Origin of the sequence: Flavobacterium sp. TAB 87, from assembly GCF_001529295.1 — a bacterium.
Classification (GTDB): Bacteria; Bacteroidota; Bacteroidia; order Flavobacteriales; family Flavobacteriaceae; genus Flavobacterium.
Genome location: NZ_LLWK01000018.1, coordinates 1 through 20,297, shown reverse-complemented (window position 1 = coordinate 20,297; position 20,297 = coordinate 1). Strand labels below are relative to the sequence as shown.

Annotated in this window: 14 protein-coding genes and 1 pseudogene; 10 read left to right on the top strand and 5 right to left on the bottom strand. The window is 34.0% G+C overall.

Going from position 1 to position 20,297, the window contains the following annotated elements:
* Positions 1 to 2,448: VWA domain-containing protein (locus AP058_RS00465; protein WP_157492532.1), on the bottom strand; the 2,448-nt coding region annotated here is incomplete at its 3' end.
* A gap of 690 nt (positions 2,449 to 3,138) precedes the next feature.
* On the opposite strand from AP058_RS00465, the gene AP058_RS00460 reads away from it, so the two are divergent.
* From AP058_RS00460 to AP058_RS00450, 3 genes are read left to right on the top strand one after another with little or no spacing between them, the layout of a single operon-like run.
* Complete coding sequence (locus tag AP058_RS00460) at positions 3,139 to 3,630, top strand: histidine phosphatase family protein (protein WP_066305508.1); 492 nt, start codon at positions 3,139 to 3,141, stop codon at positions 3,628 to 3,630.
* Positions 3,630 to 5,699: a polyphosphate kinase 1 gene (ppk1, locus tag AP058_RS00455; protein WP_066305507.1), complete on the top strand. Its 2,070-nt coding sequence runs from the start codon at positions 3,630 to 3,632 to the stop codon at positions 5,697 to 5,699. The genes AP058_RS00460 and ppk1 overlap by 1 nt, the downstream gene beginning before the upstream one ends.
* A 35-nt stretch (positions 5,700 to 5,734) precedes the next feature.
* Complete coding sequence (locus tag AP058_RS00450; protein WP_066305501.1) at positions 5,735 to 6,625, top strand: Ppx/GppA phosphatase family protein; 891 nt, start codon at positions 5,735 to 5,737, stop codon at positions 6,623 to 6,625.
* Positions 6,626 to 6,713: 88 nt separating this feature from the next.
* Here the strand turns inward: AP058_RS00450 and AP058_RS00445 are convergent, their stop codons facing one another.
* Positions 6,714 to 7,136, bottom strand: a complete 423-nt coding sequence (locus AP058_RS00445; protein ID WP_231739447.1) for a DNA polymerase III subunit gamma/tau — start codon at positions 7,134 to 7,136, stop codon at positions 6,714 to 6,716.
* A gap of 4 nt (positions 7,137 to 7,140) precedes the next feature.
* Between AP058_RS00445 and AP058_RS00440 the strand changes: the two genes are divergently transcribed.
* Positions 7,141 to 7,362, top strand: a complete 222-nt coding sequence (locus AP058_RS00440) for a hypothetical protein (protein ID WP_066305497.1) — start codon at positions 7,141 to 7,143, stop codon at positions 7,360 to 7,362.
* A gap of 28 nt (positions 7,363 to 7,390) precedes the next feature.
* On the opposite strand, the gene dnaX is transcribed toward AP058_RS00440, so the two are convergent.
* The gene (gene dnaX / locus AP058_RS00435) at positions 7,391 to 8,476 is read right to left on the bottom strand and encodes a DNA polymerase III subunit gamma/tau (RefSeq protein WP_066305495.1); all 1,086 of its coding nucleotides are present in this window, start codon (positions 8,474 to 8,476) and stop codon (positions 7,391 to 7,393) included.
* A 471-nt stretch (positions 8,477 to 8,947) separates the two neighbouring features.
* Here dnaX and AP058_RS00430 point away from each other — a divergent pair, with 471 nt between their 5' ends.
* From AP058_RS00430 to AP058_RS00410, 5 genes are all read left to right on the top strand, one after another.
* Positions 8,948 to 9,679, top strand: coding sequence for a hypothetical protein (locus AP058_RS00430; RefSeq protein WP_066305519.1), 732 nt, complete (start codon positions 8,948 to 8,950; stop codon positions 9,677 to 9,679).
* A gap of 494 nt (positions 9,680 to 10,173) precedes the next feature.
* On the top strand, positions 10,174 to 11,703 hold the full coding sequence (gene guaA, locus AP058_RS00425) for a glutamine-hydrolyzing GMP synthase (protein ID WP_066305494.1): 1,530 nt from the start codon (positions 10,174 to 10,176) through the stop codon (positions 11,701 to 11,703).
* A gap of 61 nt (positions 11,704 to 11,764) precedes the next feature.
* Positions 11,765 to 13,675, top strand: a complete 1,911-nt coding sequence (locus AP058_RS00420) for a LysM peptidoglycan-binding domain-containing protein (protein ID WP_066305491.1) — start codon at positions 11,765 to 11,767, stop codon at positions 13,673 to 13,675.
* Positions 13,676 to 13,766: 91 nt separating this feature from the next.
* Positions 13,767 to 15,722 (top strand): LysM peptidoglycan-binding domain-containing protein, encoded by a 1,956-nt coding sequence (locus AP058_RS00415; RefSeq protein ID WP_066305516.1) that lies wholly within the window; start codon positions 13,767 to 13,769, stop codon positions 15,720 to 15,722.
* Positions 15,722 to 16,123: an OsmC family protein gene (locus AP058_RS00410; RefSeq protein ID WP_066305488.1), complete on the top strand. Its 402-nt coding sequence runs from the start codon at positions 15,722 to 15,724 to the stop codon at positions 16,121 to 16,123. The genes AP058_RS00415 and AP058_RS00410 overlap by 1 nt, the downstream gene beginning before the upstream one ends.
* Positions 16,124 to 16,215: 92 nt before the next feature.
* On the opposite strand, the gene AP058_RS00405 is transcribed toward AP058_RS00410, so the two are convergent.
* Positions 16,216 to 17,592, bottom strand: coding sequence for a Gfo/Idh/MocA family protein (locus tag AP058_RS00405; RefSeq protein ID WP_066305486.1), 1,377 nt, complete (start codon positions 17,590 to 17,592; stop codon positions 16,216 to 16,218).
* Between the two features lie 83 nt (positions 17,593 to 17,675).
* Positions 17,676 to 19,016 (bottom strand): DUF3472 domain-containing protein, encoded by a 1,341-nt coding sequence (locus AP058_RS00400; RefSeq protein ID WP_066305509.1) that lies wholly within the window; start codon positions 19,014 to 19,016, stop codon positions 17,676 to 17,678.
* Between the two features lie 770 nt (positions 19,017 to 19,786).
* On the opposite strand from AP058_RS00400, the pseudogene AP058_RS16535 reads away from it, so the two are divergent.
* Positions 19,787 to 19,978, top strand: a pseudogene (locus tag AP058_RS16535) (transposase); the annotation flags it as partial.
* Positions 19,979 to 20,297: the final 319 nt, after the last annotated feature.

Here is a 20,297-nt window from a genome sequence, read left to right as displayed (position 1 = left end):
AGGAACTGCATTATCAAGAGTGGTAGTTGCACAAGTAGTGGCTGTACATCCATTCTCATTTGTTACAATTACAGAAAATTTATCAGCAGTTGTCACAGTTATACTTGGAGTTGTTTCCCCATTTGACCATAAATAGCTGGTTCCGCCGCTTACCGTTAAAATTGTGCTTGGAATAGTACAATTCAATTCCAATCCGTTGCTACTAGTTATTACAGCTAGAGGAACTGTAGTATCAAGAGTGGTAGTTGCACAAGTAGTTGCTGTACATCCATTCTCATTTGTTACAATTACAGAAAATTTATCAGCAGTTGTCACAGTTATACTTGGAGTTGTTTCTCCATTTGACCATAAATAGCTGGTTCCACCGCTTGCCGTTAAGGTCGTACTTGGAATAGTACAATTCAATTCTAGTCCTTTGCTACTAGTTATTACAGCTACAGGAGAAAGTTTAATAGTCAACTTTACAGGAGTTCTTTTTACTGTAGTACAACTTCCGTCGGATACTTCTGCGTAATATGTTGTGGTTCCAACACCAATTTGAACTGGATCATTTATAACTGCTCCACCCGTTTCAAGTAAGTACCATTTAATTGTTCCAGTTGTTGTCGTAGCAGTAGCGGTTAATTTTTGTGTTGCTGTACCGTCGCTACATTCGGTCTGATCACTTGCGATTGGAGGTGTGTCGATAAAATAACCAAACCATACTTTTTTATTTGGATCGGTAGCTGTCGGTGTACTATCAGTATCACCAAAACTACAAAACAGTTGATAGGAGTTGTTATTCGACTGGTAACTAGCGTCTGGGTTAACGCTGTACGATTGATTTAATGTTAGAGCTGTTTCATTATTAAATTTAAAATAGTTGCTGTTTCCAGGAATTAACTTTAACGCATTTTCTTTGTTTACAACTGTTCCCGAACTATTTATCGGTTCACCAGCGCTATTTACGGCGTAGTAAATTATTTCGATAGATCCTTTTCCGCCACTTACTTTAGGGATAGTAAAATTATTTGGAGTTTTTTGATTAGCAGTAGTATTGCCATTAACATCGGTATAATCCATATAGGTTTGCTCATTGGCATCGTATAAAAGAGTCGGATTGGTATTTGGCGCCAGTGTTACAAAATAGTTCATATTCTCTCCCAGTTCTGAAACAGTTCCAATATTCCATGTAATTTTCCATTTTATCAAATTACTATTTCCGCTTGAAGGAACATTAGGATCATTTAACACATAACCATTTTGCGTAAAATTGATAGTTCCTTTTGAAATAACAACATCACCAGTATCAATTGGTAAAACTGAAAAAGAGGGAACAACATTAGCATCTAAAACAATATAACCACTCATTGGATCTGTTAATATTGCATTTGTTGCAGCATAAGAGATGTTCGAGCGTATGGCCGAATAAATATTTTGAATGTTGCTCGTATTTGCAGGGTAATAACCTTTACTTTGAGATTTTTGCAACGTTTTTTCTGCCTCTCCTCCCGCACTTACTCCAAAACCTATTGTATAAACGTCTACACCAGAATTTATAAGTAGAGCTGCTTCGTAAGCGGTTGGTATTCCATGATTACCGGCAATTATATCGTATTTTTCAGCGCCACAGGTTATGTTTTTAGAGTATAAAGCAAACTTAAAATTAGAACCATTTCCTGTAACATTAAGATAATTGCTAGCTGACACTGTTAAATGCTCTCTTTCAAACGACTCTCTAACGATACTAAAATTACTTTTATTCTCACAATTCATGTCGATACTTATTGATGGAGTAGATTTATAACTGTACGTAGGTTCTCCATCTGATAACAATATGACTACCTTTTTACTTGCAACACTTATATCCATTAAACTTCTGGCAGCGTAAAAACCTCCTTGTAAATTAGTTCCTCCTGCGGCACTAATACTATTTATCGAATTAAGTAATTGTGACCTATCGTCAGTAAAGGCATGATCTATTTGTGGAACTCCACTTGATTTTTCACTATTAATGGTAACAATGGCTACACGAATTCCGGTTGAGTTGGTTAAAAGTTCATTTACAAATTTCTTCGCGGCTTCTTTGGCAGTAGTCATTTTTGAGTTGGAACCCATACTGCCAGAATCATCAATTACAAGAATAACATCAGTAGTCTTAGGAATGTTTTTTCCTTCTACCATAACATTAATTTTCCATTTATCAGGAAAGGTTGTTGCTTGTGCTGTTTTTTCGATATGAACTGCGCCAGCATTCGGCCATTCTAGGTTTGTAGTATTTACAGCTTCCCTCTTAAACCTTGAAGTGCTAGATCGCATCAATTTTGCATCGTTACTGGGAACCGTTAAAGCAGGAATTGTTCCAACATAAACAGGTCCGCCAAGATTATCAGGGTCGGTATCAGATTGCGAGTAAATCGTACTGGTAAAAAGAAATAATAATAATAGTAGAGTAGTTTTCGTTTTCATACAATTGCTTTAAAATTTATTACCAAGATTTGGTACTAATAAAAATTTTCTGTTATGTTTTTTCATAGCATGCGCCTGAAAAATTAAACCACATATCAAAAACATTTCGTTTAACAAACTACTTTAAGTAGGTGTAAATTCAGCAATTTGCACTTTGGGGAAGTTTAAATTTTATCGCTGATACTAGCTTGTTATTTTTCAGAATCAAATGTATATAGACTCATTTAATATGCTGATTATTCTCTACAACTAACCTGAAAACTCGATTAAAGACTCTTTTTTTGTTAAATATTTCTAAGATTCAAGCCCATTTTACTACAATACTACTATTTTCTCTTAAAAATATGTGAAATGTTATTCTTTACTAGATTTAAAATAGTACAGATAATCAATTGATTTTTAAGTGTTTATTAGTTTATTTAGCGCTTTTAAATAGTATAGATTAAAAGCAAAATTGCTCGATAAACGGCATCTAAGCTTCTGAACGTTTTTTTACGTTAAAAGTTTATTTAACAATAATCTAAGTTGGCACGAACAAATATAAACCGTATCTTTTTAGACTTATAAATAAAATTACTAAAAGGAATTAATCTTAAATTTTCAGTAAAAGTATATCAGACTAACCTATTCTTTTGTAAATTAGACTTTACCTTCTTTTTTTAAATAATTATTAATTAAATGTTGTTTTCTATGAAAAACTTAATTCTAATTCGTCATGCAAAATCAAGTTGGGAAGCACCGTTGCAAGATTTTGATCGGTCATTATCAATAAAAGGAATTTCAAACGCACATATAGTTTCGAGTGGTATAGCAGAATTTTTGCCTAAAACTTATATTATATGGAGTAGTCCCGCATCGAGAGCCAAAGAGACGGCACTTATATTTGCACAAAACCTTTCATATCCTATCGAAAGTATTCAGTTTAAAGAAGATTTATATACATTCGATCGAAAACAATTAGAAAATGTGATCAAATCGTGTGATAATAGTTTTGAGAGCGTTATTCTTTTCGGGCATAACGAGGCTATTACGAAATTTGTTAATAAATTTGGGGATGTTTTTATCGAAAATGTTCCGACTTCGGGTGTTGTATTTTTACAATTTGAAGCATCAAGTTGGAATGAAATAGAGAAAGGTAAAACCAAAAAAATTATTTTCCCAAAGGATTTAAAAAAAGTATAGTGCACGAACAAAAATATATAGATAGAGAAAAAAGTTGGTTGTCATTTAATGCTAGAGTACTTCAAGAAGCTGCTGATGAAACCGTTCCTTTACTCGAAAGATTACGCTTTTTAGGAATTTTTTCGAACAACCTTGACGAGTTTTTTAGAGTACGTTATGCTGCGATACGAAGGTTGAGTTTGTCAGGTATTTCGGGTGAGAAATATTTGGGCGGAATCTCAGCTCAAGATTTAATTAAAGACATAACCGAAATCGTGATTCAGCAACAGTCGGAGAGTTTGCGCATTTTGAGTATTATTGAAACGGAACTCGAAAAACAAAACATTTTTATAATCAATGAAAATGAAATTAACTACGATCAAGAAGAATATTTAAAAGACTATTTCAACCAAAAATTAAGTCCAGAATTAGTTACGATTATTTTAAATGATTTAGCCGAATTTCCAGTATTAAAAGATACTGTAGGCTATCTTGCTGTTCGTTTAGAGATGAATAAGAACGATGAAATTCGTTATGCAGTAATTGAAATTCCGATGACGATCAATCGATTTGTCGTATTGCCATCAGATAATGAAAAGCAGTATTTAATTTTAATTGATGATGTAATTCGACACAACCTCAAAAGCATTTTTAATATTTTCGATTATAAAAGTGTATCGGCGCACATGATCAAAATTACGCGTGATGCCCAGTTAGAAATAGATAGTGATTTGAGTAAAAGTATGCTCGAAAAAATATCTACTAGCGTAAAAGACAGACGAATTGGCGAGCCTGTTCGCTTTATTTATGACCAATTAATAGAAGAAGACACGCTACAATTTTTCTTAGAAAAGATGAAAATTGTATCTTCAGATAGTATTATTCCAGGCGGAAGGTATCACAACAGAAGAGATTATATGAATTTCCCTAATTTAGGGAGATTTGATTTATTGTACTCCACAAATGTTCCTTTGCCCATTCCAGGATTAAGCTTAGAAGGAAGTATTTTAGAAAGCATTGGTAAAAAAGATTATTTGTTAAATGCTCCTTATCAATCGTATTCTTACGTGACTAAATTTTTGAGAGAAGCAGCTCTTGATCCAAAAGTGGTATCGATAAAAATTACGTTGTATAGATTGGCAAAGAATTCGCAAATTGTGTCTTCGTTAATAAATGCAGCCAAAAATGGTAAAAAAGTAACCGTTCAAATTGAGTTGCAAGCGCGTTTCGATGAAGCTTCTAATATTTCATATGCAGAGCAAATGCAATTAGAAGGAATCGATTTAATTTTTGGAATAAAAGGCTTGAAAGTACACAGCAAAATTTGTGTCATCGAACGATTAGAAGATGAAAAAATCATGAGATATGGTTTTATTTCTACAGGAAATTTTAACGAAGCCACCGCAAAAATTTATACTGATGTTACTTTATTTACGAGTCACCAACAGATCTTAAAAGATATTGCGAAAATTTTCGAATTTTTTGATATCAATTATAGGGTGCACCGATACAAGCATTTAATTGTTTCTCCACATTATACACGCTCCAAATTTGTAAAACTAATTGATCGCGAAATTTTACACGCCTTAGCAGGTCGTAAAACCTTCATTAAGTTAAAAATGAACAGTTTATCTGATTTTAAAATGATAGATAAATTGTATGAAGCCAGTAATGCAGGGGTCAAAATTCAGTTGCAAGTCCGTGGTATTTGTTCCTTAATTCCTGGAATACCTGGAATGAGCGAAAATATTGAAGCTATTAGTATAGTAGATCATTATTTAGAGCATACACGAGTTTATATTTTTGGTAATGCCGGTTTGAGTGAAGTTTATATTTCTTCAGCCGATTTTATGACTAGAAATTTAGATGGTCGGGTAGAAGTAACTTGCCCGATCTACGATCAGTCCATTAAAAATGAACTAATTGATAATTTTGATTTGGCGTGGAAAGGAAATGTAAAAGTACGCTACCATTCATATAAATTGGATAATAAGTATAAAGTTAGAAACCACCATCCAATTTTTAGAGCACAATTCGAAACCTACAAATATTACCGGGATAAGGTTGATGTTATCGAAGAAATTCTTTAAAAAAATAGTTCATTAAAACTTTTTAAATCATAGACATGATTAAAATTAAAAGATATGCAGCGATCGATATTGGTTCAAATGCCATGAGATTGTTGATTACCAATATAGTAGAACAGGAAGGTAAAGAACCTCAATTTAATAAAAGTTCGTTGGTTCGTGTGCCGATTCGATTGGGGCAAGACGCTTTTACAGTAGGTGAAATTTCTCCTGAAAACATTGAAAGAATGACCGATGCGATGCGCGCTTTTTATTTATTAATGAAAGTGCACAAAGTCGAAAAATATATGGCGTTTGCGACCTCGGCAATGCGTGAAGCCTATAACGGTAAAGAAGTTGTGGCGCACATTAAGAAAAAAGCGGATATAAAAATCGAAATTATAGATGGTAAAAAAGAAGCCACAATTATAGCTTCTACTGATTTACACCATTTATTAAAAACTGATCAAACCTATCTTTTTGTAGATGTCGGTGGTGGAAGTACCGAGTTCACCCTTTTTTCTAACGGAAAAATGGTCAACTCCAGATCGTTTAAAGCCGGAACTGTACGTTTGTTAAATAATATGGTTTGTGATGTCGTTTGGGATGAAATTGAAAAATGGATCAAAAAGAACACGGAAGATTATGAAGAGGTAACATTAATTGGTTCGGGCGGAAACATTAATAAATTGTTTAAAATGTCTGGTAAGCCGCAAGAAAAGCCGCTTTCTTACATCTATGTTAATTCACAGTATGCTTTTTTAAATACGTTAAGTTACGAGCAGCGTATTTCTGAATTAGGATTAAATCCAGATCGTGCCGATGTTATTATTCCTGCAACCAGAATTTATTTGAATGCGATGAAATGGAGTGGAGCCCGGCAAATTTACGTACCAAAAATTGGACTTTCAGACGGTATAGTAAAAGCAATGTACTACGAAAAGATTTAAAGTACGGTTCGAAGCTACGTTTTTTTTATTTAAACTCGTGGCTTCGTATCTTATAAAGACGTAAGTATTAAAAAAAAGGTATATAAAATTACGACTGCAAATCTAAACCAAAAGTAGTTCGCAATAATTCAATATTGGGGTTAATTTCCATCAAACGATTGTATCGATCTTGATCGTTAAAGCTACGTTTACTCTCAAAACTTTCATTTACAATAACATCAATCGTAATGTCGTGGTTGTGTAAATGTCCTTTTAAATGCCCTAATAAACCATGGATTTGACCTTCAAAATCCAGTTTAGAACCTTCATTGGGTAATTCTAGAGTAATTCTACTTTCACCTTCTAATTTAGGATCATTGATCAGTAATAAAGACTCCATAATTCGAAATCCTTTTTCTCCCAAACGCTGCGCATATTTGTTCCAGTGCAATAACATTTCAGTTTCAGTGAACGATTCTGTCGGTAAAGTTGTCGTAGGTTTTACATAATTTCTAGAGCTTTCTTCTAGCACTCTTTTGGCGCGAATACTGGATAAAGAAAGTGCAGAGACTTTAGGTTTACTATCAATGGAGGCTGGAGGAGTTACTATTTTTACTGGCTCAGGAACAGTTCTGTTTTCGGTTGCTTTGGCTGCTAAATTTTCTTCTGTAGTTAATTGTTTATGTGAAGCACCAGAATTTATCTCTTTACCAGTAACAGGACTTTCATCTTGTTTTGGACTTTCAACGATAGAATAACTATTATTTCTAAAATAGGTTGGAGGAATTATAAATTGTTCAGCTTTTTTTTTTCTCCATCAAAGGTGATAGAGGCTAATTGCATTAAAGTAAGTTCAACTAAAAGTCGCTGATTTTGACTGAGTTTGTATTTTAAATCACAATCGTTGGCCATTTCAATTCCCTTCAAAAGAAAACTAGAGCTGCATTTTTGTGCCTGAATTCCGTATAATTTTTGCGCTTGTTCTCCTACTTCTAAAAGCTCTAGCGTAATTGGATTTTGGCACACTAATAAATCTCTAAAGTGTGAAGCCAATCCTGCAATAAAATGATGACCGTCAAAACCTTTGGCTAAAATTTCATTGTAAGCCATTAATAAATCAGGAATTTTATTTTCTAAGATTAAATCCGTTACGTTGACATATGTTTCGTAATCTAAGACATTTAAGTTTTCGGTTACGGCCTGACGTGTTAAGTTAGTTCCGCAGTACGAAACTACACGGTCAAAAATCGACAAAGCATCGCGCATGGCGCCGTCTGCTTTTTGCGCAATAATATGCAACGCATCATCTTCAAATTCTACACCTTGACTTTTTGCAACTTCAGCCAAATGTTCTTTGGCGTCTTTTACCGTTATTCTTTTAAAATCGAATATTTGACAACGTGATAGAATCGTCGGAATAATTTTGTGTTTTTCGGTAGTAGCCAAAATAAAAATGGCGTGCTTAGGTGGTTCTTCCAATGTTTTCAAAAAAGCATTAAAAGCTGCTGAAGACAACATATGTACCTCGTCAATAATATATACTTTATATTGACCAGTTTGTGGTGGAATTCTGACTTGATCAATTAAGTTTCTAATGTCATCAACCGAGTTATTCGAAGCTGCATCTAGTTCAAAAACATTAAAAGCAAAATCTTCGGTTGGATCGTCGTAACCAGGTTGGTTAATTTTACGAGCCAAAATACGTGCGCAAGTTGTTTTACCAACGCCACGCGGACCTGTAAATAAAAGCGCCGACGCTAAATGGTTGCTTTCTATAGCATTCAACAAAGTGTTTGTAATGGCTTTTTGTCCTACAACATCCTTAAATGTTTGTGGACGATATTTACGAGCCGACACTACAAATTGTTCCATAAAATCCTTTAATTGAGTAGCAAATATAGATTTTAATTTAAAGAAAAAAAAATGTGACGATTGAAACATTTGAAGTCTTTTACACTTCATTTCAGTTGCATCTGTAATTGCTTATTTCAATTGCAATTTTAGCGAAAAATGACTTTATATTGTTGTAAACAAGTAGACAATTAAATTACCTTTTAACTGTATTTTAAGCATTTGCATTCAAAAGTAAATGGTCATGCTAGTCGTTACGATATCTAATTGCTAGTTTGTGGCATTATGACATTTTAGCAGCTATTGCTCACGTAGAATGTGGGAGGTTTAATTTTGGTAAATATTTAATTTTGTTTTAAGGAAACTTTTGGAATGTTTTTTGTTGATTTACCTTTTGTTATCAGTGAAACTCAGAATTCTAAAAACAAATATTTTTTTTTAGACTTTTTTAGATCTAAAGTTTTACAATCGCTTGTTAAAAATCGACTCAAAATGAAGCACATCGCACTATTTATATTTTTTCTTTTTATTGGTATTCAAAGCAATGCTCAGTTTGAGTCAAATTCAAAATTCAAACCTATTCCACCTGCAAATATGGGCGTGCCTATTAACAAAACAAAACCGAAGGAACCAGAGCCAGAACCAAGTTTTGCTCCCGAAATGCCGAGCATTAAAGCGCCAAATGTTTTTAATAGTACAAGTATAATTCCGAAACAACCACAAACATCGACCTATCAAATTGGCAAAGAAAAAAGCAATTTTAGTATGTCAACCGAAAATGATTTTGCAAATCCTGGCGACCGTTATGTAGCCGGAATGGAAAAAGATTTAAATAAGAGTTTGCGAGCAGAAGGATTAAAGGAAGGTCGCGGCGAATTAGTAAAGCGCAACATCGATTTTGGGCAGATTAAAACAAAATCAAAATATTTTATTATCAAGCTCAGAGATTTTGGAGCGATCGATGGTGATTTAGTCAAAGTATCTTCGAATTCTAAGGTAATTGTTGCGCAGTTATTTTTAGAAAGTGCTTTTAGAGAAGTAAAAATAATGCTCGATCCTGGCTTTAATAAGATGGATTTTGAAGCATTAAACATCGGAACTTTGGGAGGGAATACTGCGGAAATAAAAATCTACGACGATCAAAATATACTAATGGCTAATGATTACTGGGACAATTTAGCGACTGGTTTTAAAGCGTCTATTTTAGTCATTAAGGAAGAGTAAACTTTTACATTTAGCGGCTTTAGCTTATTATAAAATATGCCACACAATCGATTTCTACTTTGCTTTTTGCAACGGAGTCTTATTCAGTTGATGTAGAATCCCAAAAAAGTAAAGGTTGCATGCTTCAATATCAATTCAATACTTGATTTTTATAATTACGTGCAAATTTACATTTGCGGTTTGTTATGCTGTAATAGTATCTTTTACATGATCAGGAATTCATTCTTTTATTGTAGAATACTACGCGATCATTGCTGCTACAGTCGTGACGACTAAATAATAATAAGGAGTTTGTTTTTGTTTTTTCAATCTTTTTTTAAAAAATTTGACTTGTTTAAAAGTGCAGGAATTTTGTTAAAGAATTTGATTTTATAATAGAGAAATGGTATTCTATTTTAACCTCTTACGACCGCAAATACATACGGTAAAAAAAAATATTTTTTTTTCATAGTTCGGATTTTTCAAATTCGAATATAAAAAGTAAATTTGCGCGCATGCAACACAACGTACTTATTTTAGATTTCGGATCGCAATATACTCAGCTTATTGCGCGTAGAGTTCGCGAATTAAATATATTCTGCGAGATTTTTCCTTATAATCATTTTCCAGATGATTTATCAAGTTATAAAGCTGTAATTCTAGGAGGAAGCCCTTTTTCTGTAAGAGGAGAAGATGCGCCACATCCAGATTTATCTCAAATTAGAGGTAAATTGCCTTTGTTGGCAGTTTGTTACGGAGCACAATACTTAGCGCACTTTAGTGGTGGTGAAGTAGCAGCTTCGAACACTCGTGAATACGGTAGAGCAAACTTGTCATACATTAAGGAGGATGAAACTTTTTTTGAAGGAATTTCTCCAAACAGTCAAGTTTGGATGAGTCACAGTGATAGTGTAAAAACGTTACCAACCAATGGTGTAAAGTTAGCAAGCACGCATGATGTAGAATTTGCTGCTTACAAAATTGAAGGTGAAACCACATATGCAATTCAATACCACCCCGAAGTTTTTCATTCAACTGAAGGAAGCAAAATGTTAGAGAACTTTTTGGTGAAAATTGCCGAAGTTCCTCAAAACTTTACTCCTAATGCATTTGTTGAAGAAATGGTGGGCGAATTAAAAGAAAAACTAGGCGACGACAAAGTTGTGTTAGGACTTTCTGGTGGAGTAGATTCAACTGTAGCAGCTGTTTTATTACATCAAGCGATCGGAAAAAATTTGTATTGTATTTTTGTAAATAACGGATTATTACGTAAAAATGAATTTCAAAGTGTATTAGATCAATACAAAGACATGGGATTGAACGTAAAAGGTGTAGATGCTGGAGACCGCTTTTTGTCACAATTGGCAGGAGTTAGTGATCCAGAAACCAAACGTAAAATTATCGGACGCGTTTTTATTGAAGTTTTCGATGATGAATCACATTTATTAGAAGGTGTAAAATGGTTGGCGCAAGGAACTATTTACCCAGACGTTATTGAATCGGTTTCGGTAAAAGGACCGTCTGCAACTATTAAATCACATCATAATGTTGGTGGATTGCCAGATTATATGAAATTGAAAATTGTAGAACCGCTTCGAATGTTGTTTAAAGACGAAGTTCGTAGAGTAGGAGCTTCGTTAGGAATTGATCCAGAATTATTAGGTAGACATCCCTTTCCTGGACCTGGATTATCAATTAGAATTTTAGGAGATATTACGCCAGAGAAAGTTCAAATTTTACAAGATGTTGATGCTGTTTTTATTGATGGCTTAAAATCGTGGGGATTGTACGATAAAGTTTGGCAAGCGGGAGCAATTCTGTTGCCTGTAAATAGTGTAGGAGTTATGGGTGATGAGCGTACTTACGAAAAAGTAGTAGCGCTTAGAGCTGTAGAATCTACCGACGGAATGACTGCTGACTGGGTACATTTACCGTACGAATTCTTAATGAAAGTTTCAAACGATATTATTAATAAAGTAAAAGGTGTGAACCGCGTAGTTTACGATATAAGTTCTAAACCGCCCGCAACAATAGAGTGGGAATAATACTATTTTTAAAATTAAGGCGTTACATTTGTAGCGCCTTAATTGTTTAAACCTACCACACATGAGACAAAAATTAACAATTTTATTTGTTTTTTTATCGCTTTTTAACAAATTATTCAGTCAAGAGTCTGTTGTCGAGCACAAAATTAAAAAAGGGGAAACAGCATATTTTATAGCCCAAAAATATAAAGTGTCTTTAGAAGACTTATACCAGTTAAATCCCAACTCTCAAAATGGACTGGTAGACAATCAAATTATACAAATTCCCGTTCATTCGATACCAAACAATTTAACTAAACAAACTCATACTGTTGCGCCCAAAGAAACACTTTTTGGACTCGCAAAACAGTATCAAATAAGCGTTAATGCACTCGAAGAAACTAATCAAGAGATTTTAGCTAGCGGCTTACAAATCGGCCAAGTTTTAGTTATTCCTAATTCAAATCTTAGCGTAAAAGAGAAGCGTAATTCACCTGCACCTATAAATAACTCCAGTCGAATGGTACATCAAGTGATTGCCAAAGAATCGTTATTTAGCATTGCGCGCCAGTACAATGTTTCGGTTCAAGATTTAGAAAATCAGAATAAAGAGGTATTACTTGGAGGCTTGCAAATTGGTCAATCTATTTTTATTCCCAATAAAAAGAAAACCTTAGATGGTCGAGTGCGTGTAATTAATCATGAAACTATTTTTCATGTGGTCGCTCCAAAAGAGACTAAATATGCTATTGCTAAAAAGTATGGCATTACTATTGAACATTTAGAAGCTCAAAATCCAGAAATTATCAATGGTTTGATTGAAGGAAATAAGTTAGCCATTAATAAAGACGAAATAAAACCGGCTAATGATACCGAAGAATTAATGTTGGTTTTGGCTGAAAAGCAAGTAATTGCCGAAAAGTCTAAGATTAAAGCTGCAGAACTCGATGATATGAAGGATCGGTTGATTGTTCAACGAGAAATGAATCAAAAAGTAATTAAAATAAATGATTTGAAGGTTGATTTGAATAAAATTGGTGGTGCTGGATCTGTAGAAAAGCTCCGTTTAGTATTGGAAGCGAATAAAAATGTTCAAACTATTTTGATGGCAAAGCTAGATTCGCTTGTGGAGACAATGAATGCTGATTTAGTAGAATTGAAAAAATTACCAGTTCTAAATTTAGCCGAATCTAAAAGGCTGGAAAAAGAATCGTATCAAAGCATTAGACAAACCAATGAGCTGTCACATGACTTGAAAAAAGAGTTGGCTGAGAATAGAAATTCGTATGCTGAAATGATGAATAAAGTTGAAAAAATTGCGGTTGAGGAAAATCAGGAGTATAAGAAAAAAGTACGAAGCAACGAAAAAAATAGAACAGGCGAAACGCTAATGCAACGCTTGTCTTTTGAAGAAATTAAGCAATTTAAAGTCGAGCAACAAAAAGATGACGCTAAGAACCAGCTTTTATTGGCTAAGTTAGATTCGTTGGATTTGCAAAAACAAATTGAAGTAAAGCGTCATATTAGTAAAGCAACTTTTTACAGTGCAGAAGCACGTACTTTTGATGATAAATTGTCTTTAATTAAATTAAAAAAATACCAAATTAAAGCAGCTGAAAGTCAAAACATTGCGACAGATTCTAGTGCTATTTCAAATTTGAATACCATAAAAACAGTATTAAAAGCCAATCCGCTACTAAACCAAAACAGTTTGAAGGTTGAAACATTAGATAATTTAAAAGAAGTTACCGACGGCTACTATTTAGTTTTAGGTATCTTTACAGAAGCAAAAGAACGCGATGAATTTATTATGAAGTTGATTGATGCAGGCGATTTTAATGCCAGTTTCTTTTTTAATGTAAACAGCTTGAACTATTATGTATATTGTGATGATTACGATTTTATAGAAGAAGCGTTGTATAAGTTGAAACAGAATGAAAGTCAGCCGCTTTATAAAAATGCATTTGTGGTCAGCTCGCAGCTTTACAAGTAATAACAAACAATTAACAAAATAGTTTTACAAGCAATTCTTTAGAAATACTACCTTGTTTACTATTTTAAAAAATAAAATTTTGAAAATTTTTATGAAATACTTTTCAATAGTAATTGTCAGTGCCTTACTGGTTTCTTGTGCTGCTTTTTCGCAAGACAAGACTATTAAGCACACCGTGTCCAAAGAGGAAACAGTCAATCAGATTGCATTAAAATATCAGGTCACTCCGTACGATATTTACCAATTAAATCCAGATGTTCGCAATGGTTTAAAGCCAGGAACTGTTTTACTTATTTCAAAAAGTCCTTCTAAAATTGCTACAACAAAAGAAGAAGATTCTAAAAAAGTAAAGAAAGCTATAACTCATGAAGTACAGCCAAAAGAGACGTTGTACGGCATTGAGAAAAAATATGGCGTTAGCGACGAAGCGCTGAAAAAAGCAAATCCTTTTTTGGAAACAGACGGACTGCAAATAGGACAAACGATCGTTATTCCTGTTGTTGGTGCGCCTGCCGAACAAATAAAAAAGGATAAGAAAAAAGAGAAAGAATCGTACGTTTATCATGATGTCGAGCCAAAAGAAACGAAATATTCTATTGCAAAAAAGTACAATACTTCAGTACAAGATTTAGAAAGTAGAAATCCAGCGGTAATTATGAATTTACCAATTGGTTTTCGATTAACTATAAAAGGAGCTCCTCCAAAACAATACGATAGTACTGTTTTGAAAACGGAAGAGGTACATACGAAACCAGTTGCGCCTAAGCCAGAATTAACTGATTATCAAGTTAAGCCAAAAGAGACTTTATACAGCTTGTCTAAAAGTTTTGGATTGTCGCAAGATGAATTAATTGCTTTAAATCCTGCTTTATCAACTGGCGTTCAAGAAGGAATGTTATTAAAAGTTCCCGCAAATGCGACTGCTTTTGTTTCTCAAGATTATGCAAAAGAAACGTCTGTTTTGACTAAAAAAAGCAGTATGAACGATCGAAAGCAAGTTGCTTTGTTGTTGCCTTTTAATATTTCGGCATTAGAAAGTGATAAAGACAATTCCTTACAAGATCGATTAAAAAGAGATAAGTTTTTAAACATGACGCTCGATTTTTATTCGGGTGCCTTGATGGCTATTGACTCCGCAAAAGTGTTAGGATTACCAATTGATGTTTCCATTTTTGATTCGCAAGAAAATAAAAATGGTTCGAATGTGTCTCAAATTTTACAACAGAATAAATTGCAAGGAGCAGATGCTATTATTGGTCCATTCTATCAAAATAATGCAGAAACTGCAGCCAATTATTTGAGATTGTACAATGTTCCTGTGATTTCGCCATTGTCGAAAGACAGAGCCAATCCGATTGATAATTTGTATCAAACCGTTCCAACAAATAATGTAGTTAAAAATGCAATGTTTGATTATATGCGAAGTAAAAGTGGAAACATACTTGCAGTGGTAGATCCTAAAAAAGAATCTATAATTCAGTACATCAAAACGTTTCAAAGCGGTATTCCATTCGCCAGTTTTTCTAGCGGAGTTTCTTTGGATGCTGCAAGTATTACTCGATTATTAGTTCCTGGAAAAATGAATTATGTAGTAATGGAAACCGGAAATACATCGATGATAAAGACAACCATCAGAACTTTATTGGATGCGATGAAAACGCATCAAGTTCAATTGGTAATTTTAGAACCAAATGAAACTTTAGAAACCGATGAAATTAACTTTACTAACTTAACAAAGTTACGTCTAATGTATCCGTCGGTAAATCGAAAAAATGAATCGGATGGAGCTAAAAATTTCAGAAAATCGTACAGAGCTAAAAATAATGTCAGTCCGAATACTTTTGCAACACGCGGATTTGATGTGACGTTTGATACCATGATGCGTTTAGCACAAGGCGGAAGTTACCAACAAACAGCGAATGCAGTGACAACAGAACAAGTAGATAATAAATTTCAGTTTTTTAATAAAGAAGATGGTGGACATGCGAATAGAGGAGTTTACATTTTATATTACGATACTGATTTAACTATAAAAGAAGCCAACTAATGACATCAAAAGTAACGTACCTAGGTGATTTAAGAACATCATCTATACATTTGCAATCGCGTAACGAAATTATTTCGGACGCACCAATAGATAATAATGGAAAGGGAGAAGCTTTTTCTCCAACAGATACGGTAGCCAATGCTTTGGCAAGCTGCATGATGACCATTATGGGAATTAAAGCACGCGATTTAAATTTAGATTTAAAAAACACTACTGCCGAAGTAACTAAGATTATGAACGCCGAGCCAAGAAGAATTGGAGCTATCGAAATTGTATTTGATATGGTTGGAGTAGCAGAGCAGAAGAACAGAACGATATTAGAAAGAGCCGCGGTAACATGTCCGGTTTATTTAAGTCTGAATGACGCCATTGAAAAGCGCATTACGTTTAACTGGAAGTAATTTTAGAAGAGATTATTCTTTAAATAAAAAGGGTTATGAAAAATTTTCATAACCCTTTTCCGCATTTATAAATAACCTAACCACTACGTTACCTATTCGGCAAATTTCAAACCTTTAATTTTATTCCAGCCACCACGAGTAAAATCAGGAATTTCAACTGGAGCAGAACTATTATCAAGTGAAATTGCAGTTAATGGTGCTAAACAAGACCATTCTGCTAAATCGTATACATCCATATCTAAAGGGAGTCCATTTTGGAGGCAATAGATTAAACGGTAGTCCATGATAAAGTCCATTCCGCCGTGACCACCTACTTTTTTTGCTTGTTCTTCTAATTTCTTAGAAATTGGGTGTTTGTATTTTTCCATTAATGCTTTTTTAACCTCTTCTGGAACAAAACTATGTGCCGTAAGATTTTCGTGATTTGGAGCAACGTCAGCGCCAATCGCTTTCGAGTCTAAAGCATAACCTTCTTGTGGATATTTGTTTGCGAAACCTTTTGTACCACTAATTTGGTACATACGGCTGTATGGGCGAGGAGAAGTTACGTCGTGCTGAATCTGAATTGTTTTTCCCTTTTCAGTGCGAATCATAGTCATTGTATGATCTCCGTTTTTGAAATCTTTTACGTCTTCTCCTGTTTTTTCTTTAATGAAGGCAGGATTTCCAACGGCTTTAGTATCCATAGAAACTAAGTAATTCATTTTGTCACCACGGTGAATGTTCAAAGCTTGACAAGCTGGTCCCATACCGTGAGTTGGGTAGATATCTCCTCTGTGTGATTTGTTATAATCCATTCTCCAATTATCCCAATAAGCTCCCCAAAATGGTTGTAAACCATGGATATAAGCTCCTTCAGCATGAAGAATTTCTCCAAACAAACCTTGCTGTGCCATGTTTAATGTGGTTAATTCAAAAAAGTCATATACGCAGTTTTCTAACATCATACAGTGCATACGAGTTTGTTCAGAAGTATTGATTAAGCCCCAAATTTCATCCATAGTCATGGCACCAGGAACTTCAATAGCGACATGTTTACCATCTTTCATTGCTTGAATTCCCATTTTTGCGTGGTTTTTCCAATCGGTCGCAATGTAAACTAAGTCTACATTTTTTAAAGCTGTTACTTTTTTCCATTCGTTTTCACCATAAAATTCTAGTGCTTTCGGAAGACCTGCTTTAGTCAAAATTTCATTTGCTTTTGATGTCTTTTCTTGAGTCATATCACAAAGTGCGACAATTTCGACACCAGGAATGTGTGTCATTCGTTCTACTGCTCCAGGGCCTCTCATTCCTAAACCTATAAAAGCAATTCGAACGGTTGGTAATGGTTTGGTGGCAAGCTGAAGTACGTCTGTTTGTCCTTTTGAACGGGTAGGAGTCTTGGTTTTCATCATCTGAGCCGATGCTACAGACCATCCAAACAATAGGCAAGCTATTGCGAGAGATTTCAAAAATTTAGTTTTCATAATTTAATTTATTTGTTTTAAATTCAACTTAGTGCTGTTTCTTAGCGTAATTTTATTCAACTGTATATCCAATAACTATAAGTCTATGGAAGTTTGTTGAAATCAATTTCAGGTTTTTTGTTTGTTAATTCTCTTTTAAATGTACTTTTTGGTTCTGTAAAATTGGTAAAAAACCCACCGTTTTTTAGATAAAATTCATTGCTGGTTAAACCGCCTGAGTAATCCATTCTATAACCTTGTATGGCCGTGTTGTCAACAGAAAAAGAGGCCGTGTTTAATTCTTGCCAATTTCCTTTTTCGTCACAGATCCATTGATTGGCAAACATTGCTTTTCTAGAAAGATCGCCTTTTTCTGGTATAAAATTTTCTAAGAAAGAATGTACTCTTTTTAAATAGGTTTTTGTTTGAGGTCTATTAAAGCTTGCAATTAATTGCCATTTACCCAATTCGGGAGCATAAAAATAGGCGGTGAAGTTGGTCGAGTTACCGTTTTGTGGAGTGCCTCTTAATAAAAATTTATAGGTAGTTCCAGCCTTCCAATTGTACTTCAAATAACTTTGACCTCCAGAACCTTCATTTCCAAATTCGCCTGTGGTTACTTTATCTCCTTTTTTTAGTAATTTAATCTTGTGTGATTCCGGAATGCTTTTCGGGTCATCGGTTGTAAACGGGCTCCAAACAGAGAACAAAATGCGTCTTTCTGTTTTCGAATTGACTTGAATACCAAAATAACCTTCTGCAAAACCATTCGCCATATAATAAGAACCAATTATATCATCGCCTTCAGGTACTGTAATTTCGTTGTAAAACCATTCGGCATTTTTGTTTTCTGGAAGCGGATAATTTAAATGTACTGATGGTCCGCGTCTTCCCCAATGAAAAAAGTTTCCTTCGTTATTAGGGACGTAAGCAATAGTACCATCAAAGTCGGAACTGGTAATAATTAAATTCTCTATTGAAGGGAAAGTAGCACCTGCTTTATTGATTCCTTTTATAATTACTCCAACGTAGCCGGGTTGGTCTACAGTCCATTTTCCAACAGTTGTTACTTTTTGATTGGAACCGTTAAACTTGATACGCTTAGACTCTTTGTTAATGGTGAATTCCAATTCCGATGTTCCAGCATTTGCGACTGATTCTTCTACTGAAATTTGAAAAGCTCCAGGTTTTGAAACTCTAAAGTACACCGTAAAAGATTCTTCTGCATTAGTCCAGTTTTCAATACCATTATCTGTAATTGTGCGTTTTCCGTCAATATGTTTAGAGCTGTATGCATTTCCTGCCAAAGGCACTGAAATTTTTGTTGTTGGTGCTGCTATTGGAGTCAAATCGTTATCAGTCAACTTGTTTTTAAAAGTACTCGAAACGTTTCCACAAGAGGACACAAAAAAGTAAGTGAGTAGTAAAAAAAATATATTTTTCATTTTCATATTGCTATAAATGCCGCAAGGCATTCTGTTTTAATTTACAATTACCCTTCTAAATTCCCCAATATTAGAAGGGTTAAGGAACTAATTAAAAAACTTATTTCTATGGGTTTTGAGTTAATGTGCTCAAATATTCATTTATTTCTGATTGCTGAATGTATGAACCATTCTTAAACTATAGTTAGTAGTCTAGTTTTTTTAGTCTTGATCTTAATAGCTCTTAAAATTATCGAAATACTTCAATAATGGTATTTGGATATAATTCTTCTATTAGAACTATTTTTTAATCATTGTGTTTTTTTTGGTTGTTAAATGCGGGAATATGGTAACGAAATTTATTTTTAAATGTGTTTTTTATTTTTTTAATTCTCTTTAACATTACGAAACTATATATTTAATTTTACTTAAACAAATATAAAAGCAAAAAATGTGCTCGAACACATTAAATTTGTGTTTTCGAGCACATTTAGGTACTTAAAATTTTAAATTTGTATTTTTGTAGGAGAAAAAACAAACTAAATGTTTTTTATGTAAAGTCGAAATACGAGTATCGTTTTTCTTTAAGACACACATTGATAACACAATGGTTACACTTTCAAAATCTGGACATGCTAACTTAGCCTAGACAGAAAGTTAAGAAATAATCTTAATTTTAGCCTATGAAAGAAGTCCGCAAAAGTTATGACAAAGCTTTTAAAGAAAAAGCCGTTCAATCGAGTTATGAGAGAACAAATGTATCAGAACTCGCCAGATAGTTAGGAGTTACAGCACCACAGTTGTATAAATGGCGTAAAGAGTACGAGGAGTTTGGAGAAGGAAGTTTTCCTGGGAAAGGAAATTTAAAACTCACTCCCGAGCAAGAAAAAATCCACGAATTGAAGAAAAGACTCAAAGATGCCGAGTTAGAACGTGATATATTAAAAAAAGCAATCGGCATTTTTTCCATGAGCGGTCGATGATTTATAGTTTCATTAAAAACAATGAACAAGTATTCCCGATTGAAAAAATGTGCAAAGTTCTACAAGTGAGTAGTGGAAGTTATTACCGATGGAAAAAACAATCAATTACCGCAAGACGACAGCTAAAAATTATTATAAAAGAACGGATAACATTGATTTATTTTGCAGCGAAACAAAGATATGGAAGTCCTAGAATAACATTGGAATTACAGCATTTAGGTTATAAAGTTTCAAGACCCGAGAGCTTGCTCGAACAGGCGAAGCAATTACAGTTGCAAAATATATGAAAGGACTTGGCTTGCGAAGTAAATTAAGCAAA

Coding starts and splice junctions, on each gene's coding strand:
- AP058_RS00460 (WP_066305508.1), top strand. CDS start 3,139: ATGAAAAACTTAATTCTAATTCGTCATGCAAAATCAAGTTGGGAAGCA.
- AP058_RS00450 (WP_066305501.1), top strand. CDS start 5,735: ATGATTAAAATTAAAAGATATGCAGCGATCGATATTGGTTCAAATGCC.
- dnaX (WP_066305495.1), bottom strand. CDS start 8,476: ATGGAACAATTTGTAGTGTCGGCTCGTAAATATCGTCCACAAACATTT.
- AP058_RS00430 (WP_066305519.1), top strand. CDS start 8,948: ATGAAGCACATCGCACTATTTATATTTTTTCTTTTTATTGGTATTCAA.
- guaA (WP_066305494.1), top strand. CDS start 10,174: ATGCAACACAACGTACTTATTTTAGATTTCGGATCGCAATATACTCAG.
- AP058_RS00420 (WP_066305491.1), top strand. CDS start 11,765: ATGAGACAAAAATTAACAATTTTATTTGTTTTTTTATCGCTTTTTAAC.
- AP058_RS00415 (WP_066305516.1), top strand. CDS start 13,767: ATGAAATACTTTTCAATAGTAATTGTCAGTGCCTTACTGGTTTCTTGT.
- AP058_RS00410 (WP_066305488.1), top strand. CDS start 15,722: ATGACATCAAAAGTAACGTACCTAGGTGATTTAAGAACATCATCTATA.
- AP058_RS00405 (WP_066305486.1), bottom strand. CDS start 17,592: ATGAAAACTAAATTTTTGAAATCTCTCGCAATAGCTTGCCTATTGTTT.
- AP058_RS00400 (WP_066305509.1), bottom strand. CDS start 19,016: ATGAAAAATATATTTTTTTTACTACTCACTTACTTTTTTGTGTCCTCT.